Raw genomic sequence first — 18078 nt, 5'->3', positions numbered from 1 at the left:
GCCAGGCTAAAACCTGGGGGGCGCGGCTTTCATTCCGGGTCCGGTTCCGGGTCCGGGTGCCGCCGGGAGAGCGTCGGTCAGCTCTCCGGGCGGTCCTCCGGCGTCCGCTCGGGCGCCGGGGCGGGGTCCGCCGCGGTGCTCTTGACCGTGCTGATGGCCGGCGTCGCGCCGTTCGCCCCGTTGGTCAGGGCCAGCTCCTTGGGGGAGAGGACCGGCGGGCGGGTGGACGGCGTACGGCGGGAGGAGCCGGTCCAGGCGGGACGCGGCGGGCGCTTGACGACCGGGGCGAAGATCTCGGCGATCTGCTCCTTGCCGAGCGTCTCCTTCTCCAGCAGCTGCAGCACGAGGTTGTCGAGGACGTCGCGGTTCTCGACCAGGATCTCCCAGGCCTCGTTGTGCGCGGTCTCGATGAGCTTCTTGACCTCCTCGTCGACCAGCGCGGCGACCTCTTCCGAGTAGTCGCGCTGGTGGGACATCTCCCGACCGAGGAACGGCTCGGTGTTGTCCCCGCCGAACTTGATCGCGCCCAGACGCTCGGTCATGCCGTACTGCGTGACCATGGCGCGGGCGAGGCCGGTGGCCTTCTCGATGTCGTTGGCGGCACCCGTGGTCGGGTCGTGGAAGACGAGCTCCTCGGCGGCGCGGCCGCCCAGCATGTAGGCGAGCTGGTCGAGCATCTCGTTGCGCGTGGTCGAGTACTTGTCCTCGTCCGGAAGGACCATCGTGTAGCCGAGGGCACGGCCTCTCGACAGAATCGTGATCTTGTGGACCGGGTCGGAGTTCGGCGAGGCCGCCGCGACCAGGGCGTGTCCGCCCTCGTGGTACGCGGTGATCTTCTTCTCCTTGTCCGACATGATCCGGGTCCGCTTCTGCGGGCCCGCGACCACGCGGTCGATCGCCTCGTCCAGCATGTGGTTGTCGATCAGCTTCTGGTCGCTGCGGGCCGTCAGCAGGGCGGCCTCGTTCAGCACGTTGGCCAGATCGGCGCCGGTCATGCCGGGCGTGCGGCGGGCGACGGCCGACAGGTCGACGTCCGGGGCGACCGGCTTGCCCTTCTGGTGGACCTTGAGGATCTCCAGACGGCCCTGCATGTCCGGGCGGTCGACGGCGATCTGCCGGTCGAAGCGGCCGGGACGCAGCAGCGCCGGGTCGAGGATGTCGGGCCGGTTCGTCGCGGCGATGAGGATCACGCCGCCCTTGACGTCGAAGCCGTCCATCTCGACGAGGAGCTGGTTCAGGGTCTGCTCGCGCTCGTCGTGACCGCCGCCGAGGCCGGCGCCGCGGTGGCGGCCGACCGCGTCGATCTCGTCGACGAAGACGATCGCCGGGGCGTTCGCCTTGGCCTGCTCGAACAGGTCACGGACGCGGGAGGCACCGACACCGACGAACATCTCGACGAAGTCGGAACCGGAGATCGAGTAGAACGGCACGCCCGCCTCGCCCGCGACGGCCCGCGCGAGCAGGGTCTTGCCGGTTCCGGGCGGGCCGTAGAGCAGCACGCCCTTGGGGATCTTGGCGCCGACGGCCTGGAACTTGGCCGGCTCCTGGAGGAACTCCTTGATCTCGTGGAGCTCCTCGACGGCCTCGTCGGAACCGGCGACGTCGGAGAACGTCGTCTTGGGGGTGTCCTTGGTGATGAGCTTCGCCTTGGACTTCCCGAAGTTCATGACGCGGGAGCCGCCGCCCTGCATCTGGTTCATCAGGAACAGGAAGACGACCACGATGAGAACGAAGGGCAGCAGGGAGAGCAGGATCCCGACGAAGGGGTTCTGCTTGGACGGCGAGACCGTGTAGCCGTCCGGGATCTGCTTGTCCTGGTACTTGTTCTGCAGCGTGTTGGCGATGGCCACGCCCTGGTCGCCGATGTAGCTCGCCTGGATCTTCGAGCTGCCCTCGACCTTCACGCCGTCTTTGAGCGTGACCTTGATGGTCTGCTCGTCACCGGTGGTGAGCTTGGCCGACTCCACCTTGTTCTGGTTGATCGCCTGGACGACCTGGCCGGTGTCCACCGTCTTGTGGCCGCCGGACGAGCCGACGACCTGCATCAACACGACCACGGCGAGGACGGCCAGCACGATCCACATGACCGGCCCACGGAAGTATCGCTTCACGTCCATCCATACGGAGCGGTGCCGCCCCGTCCCTCCTGCCATAGTGAGTTTGACAAAGACTGTTCTTCGGACGGTACCCCAGCATTGTCACCTGAAGCTGCGCGGTGCGGCTGGCGATCCGTCCACGCCTGCTCCAACGGCGGGAAGCCCGCCAGGGTTCCCGATCGCCGCCACGGCACCCCGAACGGGGTTCAGCCGCCGTAGACGTGGGGCGCGAGCGTACCGACGAACGGGAGGTTGCGGTACTTCTCGGCGTAGTCGAGGCCGTAACCGACGACGAACTCGTTGGGGATGTCGAATCCGACCCACTCGACGTCGATCGCGACCTTGGCGGCGTCCGGCTTGCGCAGCAGGGTGCACACCTTCAGCGACTCCGGCTCGCGCGAGCCGAGGTTCGACAGCAGCCAGGACAGCGTCAGACCGGAGTCGATGATGTCCTCGACGATGAGGACGTGCTTGCCCTTGATGTCGGTGTCGAGGTCCTTGAGGATCCGCACCACACCGGAGGACTGGGTGCCCGCCCCGTACGACGATACGGCCATCCAGTCCATCGTGACGGGGGTGGACAGCGCCCGGGCGAGGTCGGCCATGACCATCACCGCGCCCTTGAGGACTCCGACGATCAGCAGGTCCTTGCCCGCGTACTCCGCGTCGATCTTCGCTGCCAGCTCGGCCAGCTTGGCGTCGATCTCTTCTTTGGTGATGAGCACCTGCTGGAGGTCGGCACCCATGTCTCTCGCGTCCACCCGCATCACTTTCGGTCGTCTCACCGGCTGAGCGGCCCGTCCCCCGACTGCTCGGAGGGGTCGGCGTCAGCCTTGCCGAATCACCAGTCTGCCACCCTGCCGCCGGGCCACGACCTTGCCGGGGAGGTTGATGGCTCCCTGACCGCGCCAGCCGGTGATCAGCCGGTCGACTTCTTCGAGGTGGCGGGCGAACAGCGAGCCGGCGGGGGTACCGGCCGCGATGGCGGCCCGGCGCAGGACGCGGCGGCGCACGGCGGGCGGCAGGGCGTAGAGCTTGGCGCATTCGAGCATCCCGGTGGCGTCGCGGACGCCGGTCTCGGCCTGGGCGGCCCAGGAGTCGAGGGCGTCGGCGTCGTCACGGGAGAGCTGGGCCGTCCGGGCGAGGGCCTCGACGACGCCCTTGCCGAGGGCCTTCTCCAGCGCGGGCAGGCCCTCGTGGCGCAGCCGGGAGCGGGTGTAGGCCGGGTCGGCGTTGTGGGGGTCGTCCCAGACGGGGAGGGACTGGACCATGCAGGCCTTGCGGGCGGTCTGCCGGTCGAGTTCCAGGAAGGGGCGGCGGTAACGGCCGTCGGCCCCCGAGATCGCGGCCATGCCGGACAGGGAGCGGATGCCGGAGCCGCGCGCGAGGCCGAGCAGGACGGTCTCGGCCTGGTCGTCGCGGGTGTGGCCGAGCAGGACGGCCGCGGCTCCGTGACGCTCGGCCACAGCGTCGAGCGCGGCGTAGCGGGCGTCGCGGGCGGCGGCTTCGGGCCCGCCGGAGCGGCCGACGGTGACGGCGACGCAGTCGACGGGGTCGAGGCCGAGTTCGCGCAGGCGCTGGACGACTTCCGCGGCGCGTACGTCGGAGCCGGACTGCAGGCCGTGGTCGACGGTGACGCCGCCGGCTCTGACGCCGAGCTTGGGGGCTTCGAAGGCCAGGGCGGAGGCGAGGGCCATGGAGTCAGCACCGCCGGAGCACGCGACGAGCACGAGGGGCGGCTCGTGCGTGAGGGCGTGCGGGACCGCGGCGGGGGCGCGGTGGTGTTCGGTGAGGAGGTCGTGGAGGACGCGGCGTACTGCCAGGCGTATCGCCGCGACCGCAGGATGGGGACCCATGTCCGGTTCCCTTCATGAAGTCGTCGGGGGTGAACCCGGGATTCGGTCACGCAGAGTGTGTAGATGGTGACAGAACCGGGCCGTTCCCCGAGCATTGCACGCCTACCCCTGCGTCACGGTCCCTCGGACGGGTGATTGAAGGGGCGTCCGCATGCCGTCTGCCGGTTTCCTTTCACGACCTGCCCGCGATGTTCACTACTCGGACCTGCGGTGCACCCGCGCGATCCAGTCCGCCGGTTTGGCGATCTCCGTCTTGGTGGGGAGGGTGTTGGGCGAGGTCCACACGCGGTTGAAGCCGTCCATGCCGACCTCGTCGACGACGGCCCGTACGAAGCGCTCGCCGTCGCGGTACTGGCGGAGCTTGGCGTCCAGGCCGAGCAGCTTGCGCAGGGCGAGGTCCAGTCGGGAGGCGCCCTTGGCGCGGCGCTGCTGGAACTTCTCGCGGATCTCGCCGACGGACGGGACGACGTCGGGGCCGACGCCGTCCATCACGAAGTCGGCGTGGCCCTCCAGCAGGGACATCACGGCCGTGAGACGGCCGAGGATCTCGCGCTGGGCGGGGGTCTGCACGATCTCCACGAGGGAGCGGCCGCCGTCGTCCTGCTCGCCCTCGGGGCGGCCCCCGGCGAGGCTCTGGGCGGCTTCCCGCACGCGCTCCAGGACGGTCATGGGGTCGACGTCGGTCTCGGCCAGGAACGACTGGATCTCGCCCTCGAGGTGGTCCCTCAGCCAGTCCACGGCCGTGAACTGGGTGCGGTGGGTCTCCTCGTGCAGGCACACCCAGAGCCGGAAGTCGTGGGGGTCGACGTCGAGTTCGCGCTCGACGTGGACGATGTTCGGGGCGACCAGGAGGAGCCGGCCGCCGCCGCCCTGCCCGGCGGGGAGCTCGCGGGTGGCCGGGGCGAAGGTCTCGTACTGGCCGAGGACGCGGGAGGCGAGGAACGACAGGAGCATGCCGAGCTCCACGCCGGTGACCTTGCCGCCGACGGCGCTCATGACCGCGCCGCCCGCGCTGCCGCCGCGCCGCTCCTCCATCTTGTCGAGCAGGGGTTTGAGGATCTCCCTGAACCCGGCGACGTTGGCGCGGATCCAGCCCGGGCGGTCGACGACGAGGACGGGGGTGTCGTGCCCCTCCTCGGTGTCCAGCCGGGTGAATCCGCGGACGTGTTCCTCCGAGGCCTTGGCATGCCTGCGCAGCTCCGCGACGACGGCCCGGGCCTCGTCGCGGCTGACCTCGGGGCCCGGCCGCACGAGCCGGGTCGCGGTCGCGACCGCGAGATTCCAGTCGACCATGCCGGATGAGGCAGCACCACCGATGCTCGTCATGCGTCAACCGTACGTGAGCGCAGGCCGCTGGGGCAGGGCGGCGAGGGCGGGGGGACGCCGGGGGTCTTCCAGGTACTCGGTCGGCAGGGGCCGAGGTCGCTTGTCCAGTACCCGACGTGAGCGAGGTCAGCAGGGGCCGGGGGCTCTTGTGCAGTACCCGACGTGAGCGAGGTCAGCAGGGGCCGGGGGCTCTTGTGCAGTACCCGACGTGAGCGAGGTCAGCAGAGGCCGGGGGCTCTTGTCCAGTACCCGACGTGAGCGAGGTCAGCAGAGGCCGAGGTCGCTTGTCCAGTACCCGACGTGAGCGAGGTCGGCAGAGGCCGAGGTCGCTTGTCCAGTACCCGACGTGAGCGAGGTCGGCAGAGGCCGAGGTCGCTTGTCCAGTACCCGACGTGAGCGAGGTCAGCAGGGGCCGGGGGCGCTTGTCCAGTACCCGACGTGAGCGGGACCCGCCGAGGCCAGGGGCCACTGGGCAGTACCCCGCGTGAGCGGGACCCGCCGAGGCCGGGGAGGCTCGGCCCGTGCCCGGCGCCCGCAGGGTCGGCAGGGGCCGGGGGCACTCGGCCGGTACCCGGCGCCGCAGGCCGTGCCCACCCGTTCCGCCCCAGCGGGACGACTGCCCACGGCGGGCCCGGTGGGCGGGGGCCTCCCGGACCGTACGGGCGCGTCAGCGGCAGCCGCAGTTGGCCAAGGTCGTGGCCAGTTTGTCCAGGGCCTTGCGTGTCGCCGCCTCGGTGCCCGGGGCCGTGTCCGTGGACATGAAGGCGAAGGCCAGCAGGCGGCCGTCGTGGTCGACGACGGTGCCCGCGAGGGTGTTCACGCCCGACAGGGAGCCGGTCTTGGCACGGACGACGCCGGCCGCGCCGTCCGTGTAGCGGGCGGTGAGGGTGCCGGTGAACCCGGCGACGGGGAGGCCGGTGAGGGCCGGGCGCAGTTCGGGGTGGGCGGGGTCGGCCGCCTTCGCGAGCAGGGCCGTCAGGAGGGCGGGTGTCATCCGGTCGGAGCGGTTCAGGCCGCTGCCGTCCTTGAAGGCGGCGCCCTTGAGCGGCAGGCCGAGCCGACGCAGCTGGGAACCGATGGCCTTGTCGGCGCCTGCGAAGTCGGCCCGGTTGCCGGTGGCGATCGCCGTCTGGTGGGCGAGCGACTCGGCGATGTCGTTGTCGCTGTGGGTCAGCATGCGCTCGACCAGGACCGACAGCGGGGGCGAGGAGACCTTCGCGAGGGTCTTCGCCCGGGTCGTGGCCTTGGAGGGGCCGGGGACCGAGGCCTTGACGCCGTAGGACTCGAGCAGGTCGCCGAAGCGGCGGGCCGCGTCCGCCGCCGGGTTCTCGACCCGTGGGGCCGGGCCGCTCGTCGAGTCGTCCGTACGGCCCTCGTCCGCCATCAGGGGGCTGACGAGGGCGAGGTTGGGGTTGACCCCGATCGGGTGTTTCCGGGGGCCCGCGTAGAGGGTCGTGTCGTACGAGAGGGTCACGTCGCGGACGCCCCGCTCGGCGAGGGCGGCGGCCGTCCGCCCGGCCAGGGTGCGCAGGCTCGCCCAGCCGTCGGCCTTCTCACGGGCGGTCAGCGTGGGGTCGCCGCCGCCGACCAGGACGACTTCCTTCGTGTCGGGTTCCAGCGCGGCGCGGGTGGTGAGGCGGTGGTCGGCGCCCATCGCGGACAGCGCCGCGACCGCCGTGGCGATCTTCGTGGTGGAGGCCGGGGTGAGCGCGCTGTCCGGCTTCGCGCCGTACAGGCGGCGGCCGGTGGTGACGTCGACGACCACGGCGGCGGGCCGGGGGCCGAGGGCCGGGTCCTTCAGCAGGGGCGTGAGGGCGTCGGCGAGGATCCTGCCGTCCGGGGCGGATTTCACCGTGCTGACACCGCCGAGGCCGGTCAGGACGGGCCCGGCGCTGGGAGCGGGCCGGGGGCGGCTCGGCGCACCGGGGACGCCGCCGTGATCTGTGCCACCCGCGCGGCCCAGGGCCACGGCCCGGTCGTGCTCGGCCGTACGCTGACCCGTGGAGTCCCAGGGCCCCGCGGCGGTCACCACACCGGCGGCCAGTGCCAGACCGGCGGTGGCGGCACCCGCGGCGTACTGCCACGCCTTGGGCACCGCGCCTCGCGCGACCTGCGGTCTCGCGGCCCGTACGAGCCGTGCGACCGGCGGTCTCGCGGCCGCGGCGGCCCGGGCCAGGTGCGGTCGTAGGGCGTGCGCGATCCGCACCACGTGCGGTCTCGCGGCCCGCCAAGGCCTCAGCTCTGGCACGACCACCAGCCCCTTTCGCGATCACACACCTGCGTGAGGGACACTTAACCACCAGAACTATGTGTTGATCATGGAGGAGCCACCGGTGGAGTTCGACGTCACGATCGAGATTCCGAAGGGTTCGCGCAACAAGTACGAGGTGGACCACGAGACCGGTCGGATCCGCCTGGACCGTCGCCTGTTCACCTCGACGAGCTACCCGGCCGACTACGGCTTCGTCGAGAACACCCTCGGCGAGGACGGCGACCCGCTGGACGCGCTGGTGATCCTGGACGAGCCGACCTTCCCCGGCTGCCTCATCCAGTGCCGCGCGATCGGCATGTTCCGGATGACGGACGAGGCCGGCGGCGACGACAAGCTGCTGTGCGTGCCGGCGCACGACCCGCGCGTGGAGCACCTGCGCGACATCCACCACGTGTCGGAGTTCGACCGCCTGGAGATCCAGCACTTCTTCGAGGTCTACAAGGACCTGGAGCCCGGCAAGTCGGTCGAGGGCGCCAACTGGGTGGGCCGCACGGACGCCGAGGCCGAGATCGAGCGTTCCTACAAGCGCTTCAAGGAGCAGGGCGGTCACTGACCCCTCCTCACCTGGTGCTCACGGGCCGCACGCCTGCGCGTGCGGCCCGTTCATCCGTCTGGGTGCATTGCGCATACTGAGGCTGTGGCGGGTACGAGGCCGACGTGTCGTTCAGGGAGCGCCAGGCAGTGACGGAAGCGGAGGACCGCAAACCGAGGTCGGACGAGGCGAGGAGTGGCTTTCAGCCGCCCGCCGGAAGCGTCGTCGACGGGGACATGTCGACGACGTCCGAGTTCGCGATCCCCGAGGGCCTGGCCCTCCTGCGGACGAGCGCCACGGAGTCCGAGACGACGTCCGAGTTCGCGGTCCCGGACGGGCTGGACGTGCAGCCGGCGCACACGGCGGAGCGGGAGGGGTCGGCGTTCACCCCGCCGAGCGCGTTCAGCGCCCAGCACGCGCTGTCGGCCTTCACCCCGCCGACCGGGGTTCCCGTGGTCAGTCTGACCAAGGACGTGCCGTGGCAGGACCGGATGCGCACGATGCTGCGCATGCCGGTGGCGGAGCGCCCGGCGACCGAGCCGAGCCAGCGCGGTCACGACGAGGCCGGGCCGGCGGTGCCGCGCGTGCTCGACCTGACGCTGCGTATCGGCGAGCTGCTGCTGGCGGGCGGTGAGGGCGCCGAGGACGTGGAGACGGCCATGTTCGCCGTCTGCCGGTCCTACGGGCTGGACCGCTGCGAGCCCAACGTCACCTTCACGCTGCTGGCGATCTCGTACCAGCCGTCCCTCGTCGACGACCCGGTGACGGCGTCGCGGACCGTGCGGCGCCGTGGCACCGACTACACGCGCCTCGCGGCCGTCTACCAGCTGGTGGACGACCTCAGCGACGACGAGACGGCCGTCTCCCTGGAGGAGGCCTACCGCAGGCTCGCGGAGATCCGCCGCAACCGGCACCCGTACCCCGGATGGGCGCTGACGGGGGCGAGCGGGCTGCTGGCGGGCGCGGCCTCCGTACTGGTGGGCGGTGACCTGATCGTGTTCGTCGCCGCCGCGCTGGGCGCGATGCTCGGCGACCGGCTGGCGTGGCTGTGCGCCGGGCGGGGGCTGCCGGAGTTCTACCAGTTCACGGTGGCGGCGACGCCGCCGGCCGCGATCGGGGTCGCGCTGACCCTCGGCCATGTCGACGTGAAGGCCTCCGCGGTCATCACCGGTGGGCTGTTCGCGCTGCTGCCCGGGCGGGCGCTGGTGGCCGGGGTGCAGGACGGGCTGACCGGCTTCTACATCACCGCGTCCGCGCGGCTGCTGGAGGTCCTGTACTTCTTCGTGGGCATCGTCGCCGGTGTGCTGCTGGTGCTCTACTTCGGCGTGCAGCTGGGCGCGCGGCTGAACCCCGACGCGGCGCTCGGGGTGTCCGACCAGCCGGTGGTGCTGATCGGGGCCTCGATGCTGCTGTCCCTGGCGTTCGCCGTGCTGCTCCAGCAGGAACGGTCCACCGTGGTGTGGGTGACGCTCAACGGGGGCGTCGCCTGGACCGTGTACGGCGCGATGCACTACGCGGGCGGCATCTCACCGGTGGCGTCCACGGCCGCGGCGGCGGGGCTGGTGGGACTGTTCGGGCAGTTGCTGTCCCGCTACCAGTTCGCCTCCGCGCTGCCCTTCACGACCGCGGCGATCGGGCCCCTGCTGCCCGGTTCCGCCACGTACTTCGGGCTGCTGGCCATCGCGCAGAACGAGGTGGACCAGGGGCTGGTGTCGCTGTCGAAGGCGGTGGCCCTGGCCATGGCCATCGCCATCGGGGTGAACCTGGGCTCCGAGATAAGCCGGATGTTCCTGCGGATCGGGTCCGCGGAGAAGCGGCGGGCCGCCAAGCGGACCAGGGGTTTCTAGCGCCGTCCGCCCCGGGGCTTGCCCTGCGCTCCCCGGCCGCCCGCGGCCCCGGGCTCAGTAACCGCCGTTGTAGGGCTGCTGGCCGCCGCCCGGCTGGGTGCCGTACGGCTGCTGCCGGCCGTAGCCCGTGCCCTGCGGGTACTGGCCGTAGTACTGCTGGTCGTCGTAGCCGTTCTGGTTGCCGTACTGCGGCTGCTGGGGCTGCGGCTGCTGGGGCTGCGGCTGCTGGGGCTGCGGCTGCTGGTGGGGCTGCTGGGGCTGCGGCTGCTGGTGGGGCTGCTGGTGGTGCGGGGGCTGCTGCGGCCGGTGGTGCGAGGGCTGATCGTCCGGTGTGATGCGGCGCAGCTGAGTCGTGGCGTCGTCCATGACCGGGGGCGTGTGCTGCGTGCGCTCCGCGGGGCCCTGCGTCGCCGCGCGCTTCTTCTTCGAGCGCTCCCGCAGGTACTCGACGAGGATCGGGACGACGGAGACGAAGACGATCAGGATCAGGATCGCCTCGACGTTCTTCTTGATGAAGCCGATCTGGCCGAGCCAGTAGCCCGCGAGTGTCACGCCGGTGCCCCAGGCGATGCCGCCGATGACGTTGTACGTCAGGAACGTGCGGTACTTCATACGGCCGGCGCCGGCGACGATCGGGGCGAACGTGCGCACGATGGGGACGAAGCGGGCCAGGACGATCGCCTTGGGACCGTACTTCTCCATGAACTCGTGTGCCTTGTCCAGGTTCTCCTGCTTGAACAGCTTGGAGTTGGGACGGCTGAAGAGCTTGGGTCCGAGGAACTTGCCGATCATGTAGCCCACTTGGTCGCCGATGACGGCGGCGAGCACGATCAGCGTGCAGACCAGCCACAGGGGCTGGGTGATGTACGTCCCCTCGGCGACGAAGAGGCCCGCCGTGAACAGCAGGGAGTCGCCGGGCAGGAAGGCGAAGAGTCCGGACTCGGCGAAGACGATGAGCAGGATGCCGGGCAGGCTGAACGTCGAGATCAGGTAGTCCGGGCTGAGCCACTCGGGGCCGAGCGCAAGCGTGGTCACGGGGATGTGGCTCCTGCTGCTGTGGTGTACGGGCTGGGGCTGACTGCCTCAACGTATCAACGCGGCTGTCACGGCCCAGGTTCCATGGGCGTACTCAGGATGCACTGTGCGCGGTCCCGGTCAAAGCTGTGAGGCATGGGCATCGATGAATACGGCGGCGGACAGGGCCCCCGGCCCGACGTCCTGGTCGTCACCACGAACGACGTCTCCGGTTACCGCGTGCAGGAGGTGCTCGGCGAGGTCTTCGGACTGACCGTGCGCTCCCGGCACCTGGGGAGCCAGATCGGCGCCGGGCTGAAGTCGATGGTCGGCGGTGAGCTGCGCGGTCTCACCAAGACGCTCGTGCAGACCCGCAACCAGGCCATGGAGCGGCTCGTCGAGCAGGCACGCGCGCGTGGCGCCAACGGTGTGCTCGCGTTCCGCTTCGACGTGACGGAGGCGGCGGACGTCGGCACGGAGGTGTGCGCGTACGGGACGGCGGTGGTCCTGGCCCGGGAGTGAGGCCCCCGGGCCGGGAGGTCAGGAGGCGTGCCGGGCGGCGTTCGCCGCGATGGCCTCCTTGAGGTGCTCGGCGAGACCCGGGCGGATGCCGTCGTAGAACGCCTTGAAGCGCTCGTCGGAGACGTACATCTCGCCCAGGCAGCGGTGCAGCTCGTACGAGCACGCGTAGAAGTGCGCGCAGACGTGCTGCCGGTGTTCCTCCGCCAGGGCCGTCGCCGCCTCGCCGGCGGGCTCCTCGCCGGCCGCCACCAGGGCGGCGTAGCGCTCGCCCCAGTCGGCGGCCTCGGCCTGGATGCGCTGCCAGTCCTCCTTCGTATAGCGGGCGGTGCGGCGCTGCGACTCGGCGTACTGCTCCGGGTCGTTGTCCCCGAAGACCTCGAACTTCTCCTCGGGCGTGAGGTTGAGTCCCATCTTGCGTGCCTCCATGGCGTGCTCCACGGCCTCCGCCATCTTCCGCAGCTTCTCGATCCGGGCGGTCAGCAGTTCGTGCCGCCGGCGCAGGTGCGCGCGCAGGTCCGCTTCCGGGTCGTCGAGCAGGGCGGCGACCTCGTCGAGCGGGAAGCCGAGCTCCCGGTGGAACAGGATCTGCTGCAGCCGGTCGAGGTCGGCGTCGCCGTAGCGCCGGTGACCCGCGTGGCTGCGCTCGCTCGGGACGAGCAGGCCGATGTCGTCGTAGTGGTGCAGCGTGCGCACCGTGACGCCGGCGTAGCCCGCCACCTGTCCCACGGAGTAGCTCACTTCCGCTCCCTTCTGCTTCCGGGCTCCACGGTCGGTCCTCACGCCACGTGAGGTGCAAGCGTGTTTCCGGTTCATCCCCTTTGACACGTTTATGGTGAGCGCGTGGTCCAGGACACCGAAGAGCGCGCGGCCTCCGTCACCCCGTCGACCCCGGCTCGCGCTCTGCTGCCGACGATCCTGCCCGCCGTCGTCGTCGGCGTGGTGTGCGGCATGCTCCTGGTCGGGGTGGAGGTCGCCGCCGAGCAGCTCCAGGACGTGCTGTGGCGGACCGTGCCGGACGCGCTGGGGATCGGCCGGTACTCCGTGGCGTGGATGTTCGCGGTGCTGACCGCGACCGGTGTCGCGGTCGGGCTGGTGGTGTGGAAGGTGCCGGGCCACGCGGGTCCGGATCCGGCCACGCTCGGCCTGGACGCGCCCGTCCTGGCGCCCGTGGTGCTGCCGGGGCTGGCGCTGGCGACCGCGCTGATGCTGGCCGGCGGGCCCAGCCTCGGCCCCGAGAACCCGATCATCGCCGTGAACGTCGGGCTGGCGGTCTGGCTGGGCGTGCGGTTCCTGCCCAGGGCGCCGGACCGGATCTGGCCGGCCCTGGCGGAGGCGGGCACGCTCGGCGCGCTGTTCGGCACGCCCGTGGCGGCCGCCCTGGTGATCTCCGAGGTGCTGGCCCGGCAGGCGACGCGGGGCCTGCTGTGGGACAACCTCTTCGCGCCGCTGACCGCCGCCTCGGCCGGTGCCCTGACCGCCACCCTCCTCGAACACCCGAGCTTCGACCTGGACCTGCCGCCGTTCGGCCGGCCGGGCTTCGCCGACCTGCTGGCGGCGCTCGTGATCACCTCGCTCGCCACGCTGCTCGGCATGTGCGCGGTACGGGCCTTCCCGTACGTCCACCGCGCCTTCCATCGGCTGCGGCACCCGATGCTGATGCTCCCGGCGGGCGGTGTCGTCCTGGGCGCCCTCGCGGCCGCGGGCGGCCGTCTGACGTTGTTCAAGGGGCTCGACGAGATCGCCGAGCTGGCGCACGACCCGGACGGCTGGTCGGCCGGGGCGTTCGCCGTGATGAGCGTCGTGAAGCTGGCCGCGCTGCTCGTCTCCGCGTCCTGCGGGTTCCGCGGCGGGCGCATCTTCCCGGCCGTGTTCGTGGGCACCGCCTTCGGCCTGTGCGCCCACGTCCTGGTCGGGGCGCATCCCTCCGTCGGTGTCTCGGCCGGCGTGCTCGGGATCCTGCTGGCCGTCACCCGGCAGGGCTGGATCAGCCTCTTCGTCGCCGCGGTGCTGGTCGACTCGCCGGGGATCACCACCCTGCTCTGCGTCGCCACGCTGCCCGCCTGGCTGCTGGTGACGGGCCGGCCACAGATGCAGCTGCGTACGGACGGCACGCCCGTCCACTGACCACGACCCCTTCCCGAACCCCCTCCCGGAGGCTGTCTTGCCGCTCAACGAAGGCCCCCGCCGGTCCGGTGACCGCCGGCTGTCCGTCAACCCCTTCTTCGGTCCCGCCAACCCGGTCGGCGACATGGCCGAGGCCCCGCCCACGCACCGGCTCCCGGACGGGCCCATGGCCCCCATGACCGCCCATCAGCTGGTGCGCGACGAGCTGATGCTCGACGGCAACGCGCGGTTGAACCTCGCCACCTTCGTCACCACCTGGATGGAGCCCGAGGCCGGGATCCTGATGGCGGAGTGCCGGGACAAGAACATGATCGACAAGGACGAGTACCCCCGCACGGCCGAGCTGGAGCGGCGCTGCGTGGCGATGCTCGCCGACCTGTGGCACGCACCCGACCCGGGGCGCGCGGTGGGCTGTTCGACGACCGGGTCGAGCGAGGCGTGCATGCTCGCCGGGATGGCCCTGAAGCGGCGCTGGATCAAGCGCAACGCCGGCCGCTACCCGGGCGCCCGGCCCAACCTGGTGATGGGCGTGAACGTGCAGGTCTGCTGGGACAAGTTCTGCACCTTCTGGGAGGTGGAGCCCCGCCTGGTGCCGATGGAGGGCGAGCGGTTCCACCTGGACCCCCAGGCCGCCGCCGGGCTGTGCGACGAGAACACCATCGGGGTCGTCGGGATCCTCGGCTCCACCTTCGACGGTTCCTACGAGCCGATCGCCGAGCTGTGCGCGGCGCTGGACGCGCTGCAGGAGCGGAAGGGGGTCGACGTCCCCGTACACGTCGACGGGGCCTCCGGCGCCATGGTCGCGCCGTTCCTCGACGAGGACCTGGTGTGGGACTTCCGGCTGCCGAGGGTGGCGTCCATCAACACCTCGGGGCACAAGTACGGTCTCGTCTACCCGGGCGTGGGCTGGGCGCTGTGGCGGGACGCGGAGGCACTGCCGGAGGAGCTGGTGTTCCGGGTGAACTACCTGGGCGGCGACATGCCGACCTTCGCGCTGAACTTCTCCCGGCCGGGCGCGCAGGTGGTGGCCCAGTACTACACGTTCCTGCGGCTGGGCCGGGAGGGCTACCGGGCCGTGCAGCAGGCCGCCCGGGACGTGGCCACGAACCTCGCCGGACGAGTGGAGGCGCTCGGTGACTTCCGGCTGCTGACCCGGGGCGACGCGCTGCCGGTGTTCGCCTTCACGACCCGGCCGGAGGTGACGGCGTACGACGTGTTCGACGTGTCCCGGCGGCTGCGGGAGAGCGGCTGGCTGGTGCCCGCGTACACCTTCCCGCCCGACCGGGAGGACCTGTCCGTGCTGCGGGTGGTGTGCCGCAACGGCTTCTCCGCCGATCTCGCCGAGCTGCTCGCGGAGGACCTGGAGCGCGCGCTGCCCGACCTGCGCCGGCAGCCGCACCCCCTGACGCGGGACAAGGGGGCGGCGACCGGGTTCCACCACTAGGCCCGGCCGGCGCCGCCCGGAGGAGGGCCGGGCGGCGCCGCTCCCTAGCGGCTCAGTCTGCCGAAGCGGTGCACGGCCAGCGGGAAGAACACCGCCAGCAGGGCCAGGGGCCAGAGCACCGCCGCCCCCACGTGCCCGGTCTCCGCTCCGGGGGTGCCGAGCAGGTCCCGTACGGCCGTGGCGGTGTGGGACATGGGGTTCCACTCGACGACCGTGCCGAGCCAGCCGGGCATCGACTCCGGGGTGGCGAGGGCGTTGGACAGGAAGCCGACCGGCCAGACCAGGATCTGCACGGCCTGGACCATCTCCGGCCGGCCCGCCACCAGCGCCAGGTGGATGCCGATCCACAGCATGGCGAACCGGAAGAGGAGCAGCAGGCCCAGCGCGCCCAGGAGGGCGCCCGGGCCGGCGTGGATCCGCCAGCCGAGGGCGAGGCCCACACCGGTCAGCACCAGCAGGGTCAGCGCCGACTGGAGCATGTCGGCGGCGGAACGGCCCACCAGCACGGCCCCGTCGGCCATGGGCATCGAGCGGAAGCGGTCGACGACCCCCTTGTTGAGGTCCTGCGTGACGGCGATCATCGTGCCTTCCAGGCCGAAGGCCATGGTGAGCGCGAGCATGCCGGGGATCAGGTAGTCGCGGTAGCTGCCGCTCACCCCCCGGCCGCCGCCGACCAGGTAGCCGAACATCAGCAGCAGCATCACCGGGAAGACCAGGGTGACGACCAGCTGGACCGGCTGCCGCGCCCAGCGGGCGAGTTCACGGCGGGTCATGGTCCAGGAGTCGGTCAGGGCGTGGACGCTCACGCGGCCTCCTTCATCCGGTGGCCGTCACCGGTGAGGTGCAGGAACACCTCGTCCAGCGTCGGCCGGCGCAGGGCGACGTCCTCGGCTTCCAGGCCGGACTCCTGCAGGGCCCGTACGACCGCGGCGAGCGCCGCCATGCGGTCGGTCACCGGGGCGCTCAGCAGGCGGCGGTCCGGGTCGACGGTGACGCCGGTGAGGGGGAGCAGGGCGACGGCGGTACCGAGCAGGCCCGCGTCCCGCAGGACCACGTCGATGCGGTCGCCGCCGGTCGCCGCCTTCAGTTCGTCCGCCGTGCCGTCGGCGATCACCCGGCCGGAGTCGACGACCGAGATGCGGTCGGCGAGCTGGTCGGCCTCCTCCAGGTACTGGGTGGTGAGCAGGACCGTCGTACCGTCGCCGACCAGGGAGCGGACGGAGTCCCACACCTCCGCGCGGCCGCGCGGATCGAGACCGGTCGTCGGCTCGTCGAGGAAGAGCACCTCCGGCTCGGTGATCAGCGAGGCCGCGAGGTCCAGGCGGCGTCGCATGCCGCCGCTGTACTGCCGGACCGCCTTGCGGCCGGTGTCCGCGAGGCCGAAGCGCTCCAGGAGTTCGTCCGCACGCGCGCGTGCCCGCCGCGCGCCCAGATGGTGCAGCCGGCCGAACAGCTCCAGGTTCTGCCGGCCGCCGAGCTCCTCGTCGAGCGCGGCGTGCTGGCCGAGCAGGCCGATGCGCAGCCGTACGGCGTACGCCTCGCGCACCACGTCGTGCCCGGCCACCTCGATCCGGCCCTCGTCGGGCCGCAGCAGCGTGGACAGGACCCGCACCAGCGTCGTCTTGCCCGCGCCGTTCGGGCCGAGCACCCCGTGCACCGTGCCGCGCGCGACCGTCAGGTCGAGCCCGTCCAGTGCGTTCCCGCCTCCCTTTCCGCCGTACTTCTTGCGTGCGCCTTCGACGGTGATCGCCGTGTCGGCCACTCGGACCCCCTCGCTAGTCAAAGTTGACTACATGCTCAAGGTAACCCGCCTGCAGACCGCTCGTCAAATTTGATTAGAGAAGGTCCCTCGGATGCCGCTCCCCCGTCGCGTACGGGTTCTCCCCGTCCTCGGCCAGGACGCCGACGAACGGGTCGCCCTCGTCGGCGAAGGTGTGGGCACCGCCCTCGATCCGCTCGATCAGGCCGTGGGTCCACTCGGCCTCGGAGTCGGCCGTGTGGACCCACATGTTCATGATCTCGCCGATGTGACCGAGCTGCCCGGGCCCCCCCTCGGGCACGTAGTGCTCCAGGACCGAGGCCCGCCACTGCTCGATCCGCAGGGTGCGCTCCCTCAGCAGGGCGACCGCTTCCGCCCTCGGCAGGTCCACGAGGAAGCCGACCGCGGCCGTCTTCACGTCCCCGCGCTGGTCGTAGGTGACCAGCGCCTCCCTCAGCAGCCGGAAGTACTCCTCCGTGCCCCGCTCGGTGATCTCGTACTCCGTGCGCGGCGGGCCGCCGGCCGTGGACGGGGCGGTCTCGTGCGCCCGCAGCAGTCCCTGTTTCGCCAGCTGTTTCAGCGCGTGGTAGATCGAGCCGGGCTTGGCGTTGGACCACTCGTGCGCGCCCCAGTACTCCAGGTCGTTGCGCACCTGGTAGCCGTGGGCGCGACCGTGCACGCGGACCGCGCCGAGCACGAGGAGACGGATGGCTGACATGCGGCCAAGGTTATGACCCGGCCGGCGTCCGCTGCTCCTCGGCCACCAGCTCGAAGGCCGTCCTGCCGTCCAGCGACTCGCGGATGATGTCGGCGTGCCCCGCGTGCCGTGCCGTCTCGCGGATCAGGTGGAGGCACAGCCAGCGCATCGACAGCCGCTCGTCCCGCGGGTTCCAGGACGTCGCGGGCAGCTCGAAGGTGTCGTCGAGGCTGGGCACCGCGCGGATGAACGCCTCCGTCCCGGCGGCCACCTCCTCGTAGTACGCGAGCTGCGACTCCACCGTCTCGTCGCCGGTCAGCCGGAAGCACTCGTGCCAGTTCGACTCGTCCCGCTGGACGGCGGGCGGCTCGCCCCCGGCCCGGGCGATCCAGCCCTGCTCGACCTCGGCGACGTGCTTGAGCAGCCCGGCGAGGGACAGCTCGCTGACGGTGGGCCGGGAGTTCGCCTGCTCCTCCGTCAGCCCGAGCACCGCCCGCCGGATACCGCCGCGCTGCTCGGCGATGAAGGAAAGAAGCGCTCCGCGCTCGTCACCGGGTGCCTCGGGTCCCACGTGCGTGACCATGTCCGG

16 protein-coding genes are annotated in these 18078 nt (G+C 71.6%); 5 read left to right on the top strand and 11 right to left on the bottom strand.

The window, feature by feature from the left end:
• Positions 1 to 77: 77 nt before the first annotated feature.
• The 5 genes from ftsH to dacB all read right to left on the bottom strand — a co-directional run bounded on the left by ftsH (position 78) and on the right by dacB (position 7532).
• Entirely contained in the window at positions 78 to 2117 is a 2040-nt protein-coding gene (gene ftsH / locus ACFW6P_RS24110) for an ATP-dependent zinc metalloprotease FtsH (protein ID WP_386354286.1), read from the bottom strand.
• 185 nt (positions 2118 to 2302) lie between these two features.
• Positions 2303 to 2863: a hypoxanthine phosphoribosyltransferase gene (gene hpt, locus ACFW6P_RS24105; protein WP_386354450.1), complete on the bottom strand. Its 561-nt coding sequence runs from the start codon at positions 2861 to 2863 to the stop codon at positions 2303 to 2305.
• A gap of 60 nt (positions 2864 to 2923) precedes the next feature.
• Positions 2924 to 3952 (bottom strand): tRNA lysidine(34) synthetase TilS, encoded by a 1029-nt coding sequence (gene tilS, locus ACFW6P_RS24100; protein ID WP_386354283.1) that lies wholly within the window; start codon positions 3950 to 3952, stop codon positions 2924 to 2926.
• A gap of 195 nt (positions 3953 to 4147) precedes the next feature.
• A complete protein-coding gene (locus tag ACFW6P_RS24095) occupies positions 4148 to 5278 on the bottom strand; it encodes a zinc-dependent metalloprotease (protein ID WP_386354280.1) in 1131 nt (376 codons plus the stop codon).
• Positions 5279 to 5945: 667 nt separating this feature from the next.
• Entirely contained in the window at positions 5946 to 7532 is a 1587-nt protein-coding gene (gene dacB, locus ACFW6P_RS24090; protein WP_386424729.1) for a D-alanyl-D-alanine carboxypeptidase/D-alanyl-D-alanine-endopeptidase, read from the bottom strand.
• 79 nt (positions 7533 to 7611) lie between these two features.
• Here dacB and ACFW6P_RS24085 point away from each other — a divergent pair, with 79 nt between their 5' ends.
• Entirely contained in the window at positions 7612 to 8103 is a 492-nt protein-coding gene (locus ACFW6P_RS24085) for an inorganic diphosphatase (protein WP_003991985.1), read from the top strand.
• Between the two features lie 128 nt (positions 8104 to 8231).
• Entirely contained in the window at positions 8232 to 9929 is a 1698-nt protein-coding gene (locus ACFW6P_RS24080) for a threonine/serine exporter ThrE family protein (RefSeq protein WP_386354275.1), read from the top strand.
• 54 nt (positions 9930 to 9983) lie between these two features.
• Here the strand turns inward: ACFW6P_RS24080 and ACFW6P_RS24075 are convergent, their stop codons facing one another.
• Positions 9984 to 10964 carry a DedA family protein gene (locus ACFW6P_RS24075; RefSeq protein ID WP_386424727.1) on the bottom strand — a complete coding sequence of 327 codons (981 nt, stop codon included), beginning with the start codon at positions 10962 to 10964 and terminating at the stop codon, positions 9984 to 9986.
• 135 nt (positions 10965 to 11099) lie between these two features.
• On the opposite strand from ACFW6P_RS24075, the gene ACFW6P_RS24070 reads away from it, so the two are divergent.
• Positions 11100 to 11465: a YbjQ family protein gene (locus ACFW6P_RS24070; protein ID WP_386354269.1), complete on the top strand. Its 366-nt coding sequence runs from the start codon at positions 11100 to 11102 to the stop codon at positions 11463 to 11465.
• Between the two features lie 18 nt (positions 11466 to 11483).
• Here the strand turns inward: ACFW6P_RS24070 and ACFW6P_RS24065 are convergent, their stop codons facing one another.
• Complete coding sequence (locus ACFW6P_RS24065; protein WP_386354266.1) at positions 11484 to 12203, bottom strand: MerR family transcriptional regulator; 720 nt, start codon at positions 12201 to 12203, stop codon at positions 11484 to 11486.
• 102 nt (positions 12204 to 12305) lie between these two features.
• Between ACFW6P_RS24065 and ACFW6P_RS24060 the strand changes: the two genes are divergently transcribed.
• Both ACFW6P_RS24060 and ACFW6P_RS24055 read left to right on the top strand, forming a co-directional pair.
• On the top strand, positions 12306 to 13589 hold the full coding sequence (locus ACFW6P_RS24060; RefSeq protein WP_386354264.1) for an ion channel protein: 1284 nt from the start codon (positions 12306 to 12308) through the stop codon (positions 13587 to 13589).
• Positions 13590 to 13626: 37 nt separating this feature from the next.
• Complete coding sequence (locus tag ACFW6P_RS24055; protein WP_386354261.1) at positions 13627 to 15033, top strand: glutamate decarboxylase; 1407 nt, start codon at positions 13627 to 13629, stop codon at positions 15031 to 15033.
• Between the two features lie 44 nt (positions 15034 to 15077).
• Here the strand turns inward: ACFW6P_RS24055 and ACFW6P_RS24050 are convergent, their stop codons facing one another.
• The 4 genes from ACFW6P_RS24050 to ACFW6P_RS24035 form a co-directional block, all read right to left on the bottom strand.
• The gene (locus ACFW6P_RS24050; RefSeq protein ID WP_386354257.1) at positions 15078 to 15839 is read right to left on the bottom strand and encodes an ABC transporter permease; all 762 of its coding nucleotides are present in this window, start codon (positions 15837 to 15839) and stop codon (positions 15078 to 15080) included.
• Complete coding sequence (locus ACFW6P_RS24045) at positions 15836 to 16795, bottom strand: ATP-binding cassette domain-containing protein (RefSeq protein WP_386354254.1); 960 nt, start codon at positions 16793 to 16795, stop codon at positions 15836 to 15838. The genes ACFW6P_RS24050 and ACFW6P_RS24045 overlap by 4 nt, the downstream gene beginning before the upstream one ends.
• 73 nt (positions 16796 to 16868) lie before the next feature.
• Positions 16869 to 17510: a PadR family transcriptional regulator gene (locus ACFW6P_RS24040; RefSeq protein ID WP_386424724.1), complete on the bottom strand. Its 642-nt coding sequence runs from the start codon at positions 17508 to 17510 to the stop codon at positions 16869 to 16871.
• Positions 17511 to 17520: 10 nt separating this feature from the next.
• Entirely contained in the window at positions 17521 to 18072 is a 552-nt protein-coding gene (locus ACFW6P_RS24035) for a DinB family protein (protein ID WP_386354248.1), read from the bottom strand.
• Positions 18073 to 18078 lie beyond the last annotated feature (6 nt).

The sequence above is a fragment of the Streptomyces sp. NPDC058741 genome (assembly GCF_042746715.1).
In the GTDB taxonomy this organism is placed as follows: domain Bacteria; phylum Actinomycetota; class Actinomycetes; order Streptomycetales; family Streptomycetaceae; genus Streptomyces.
This window is presented reverse-complemented; position numbering and strand designations above follow the sequence as displayed.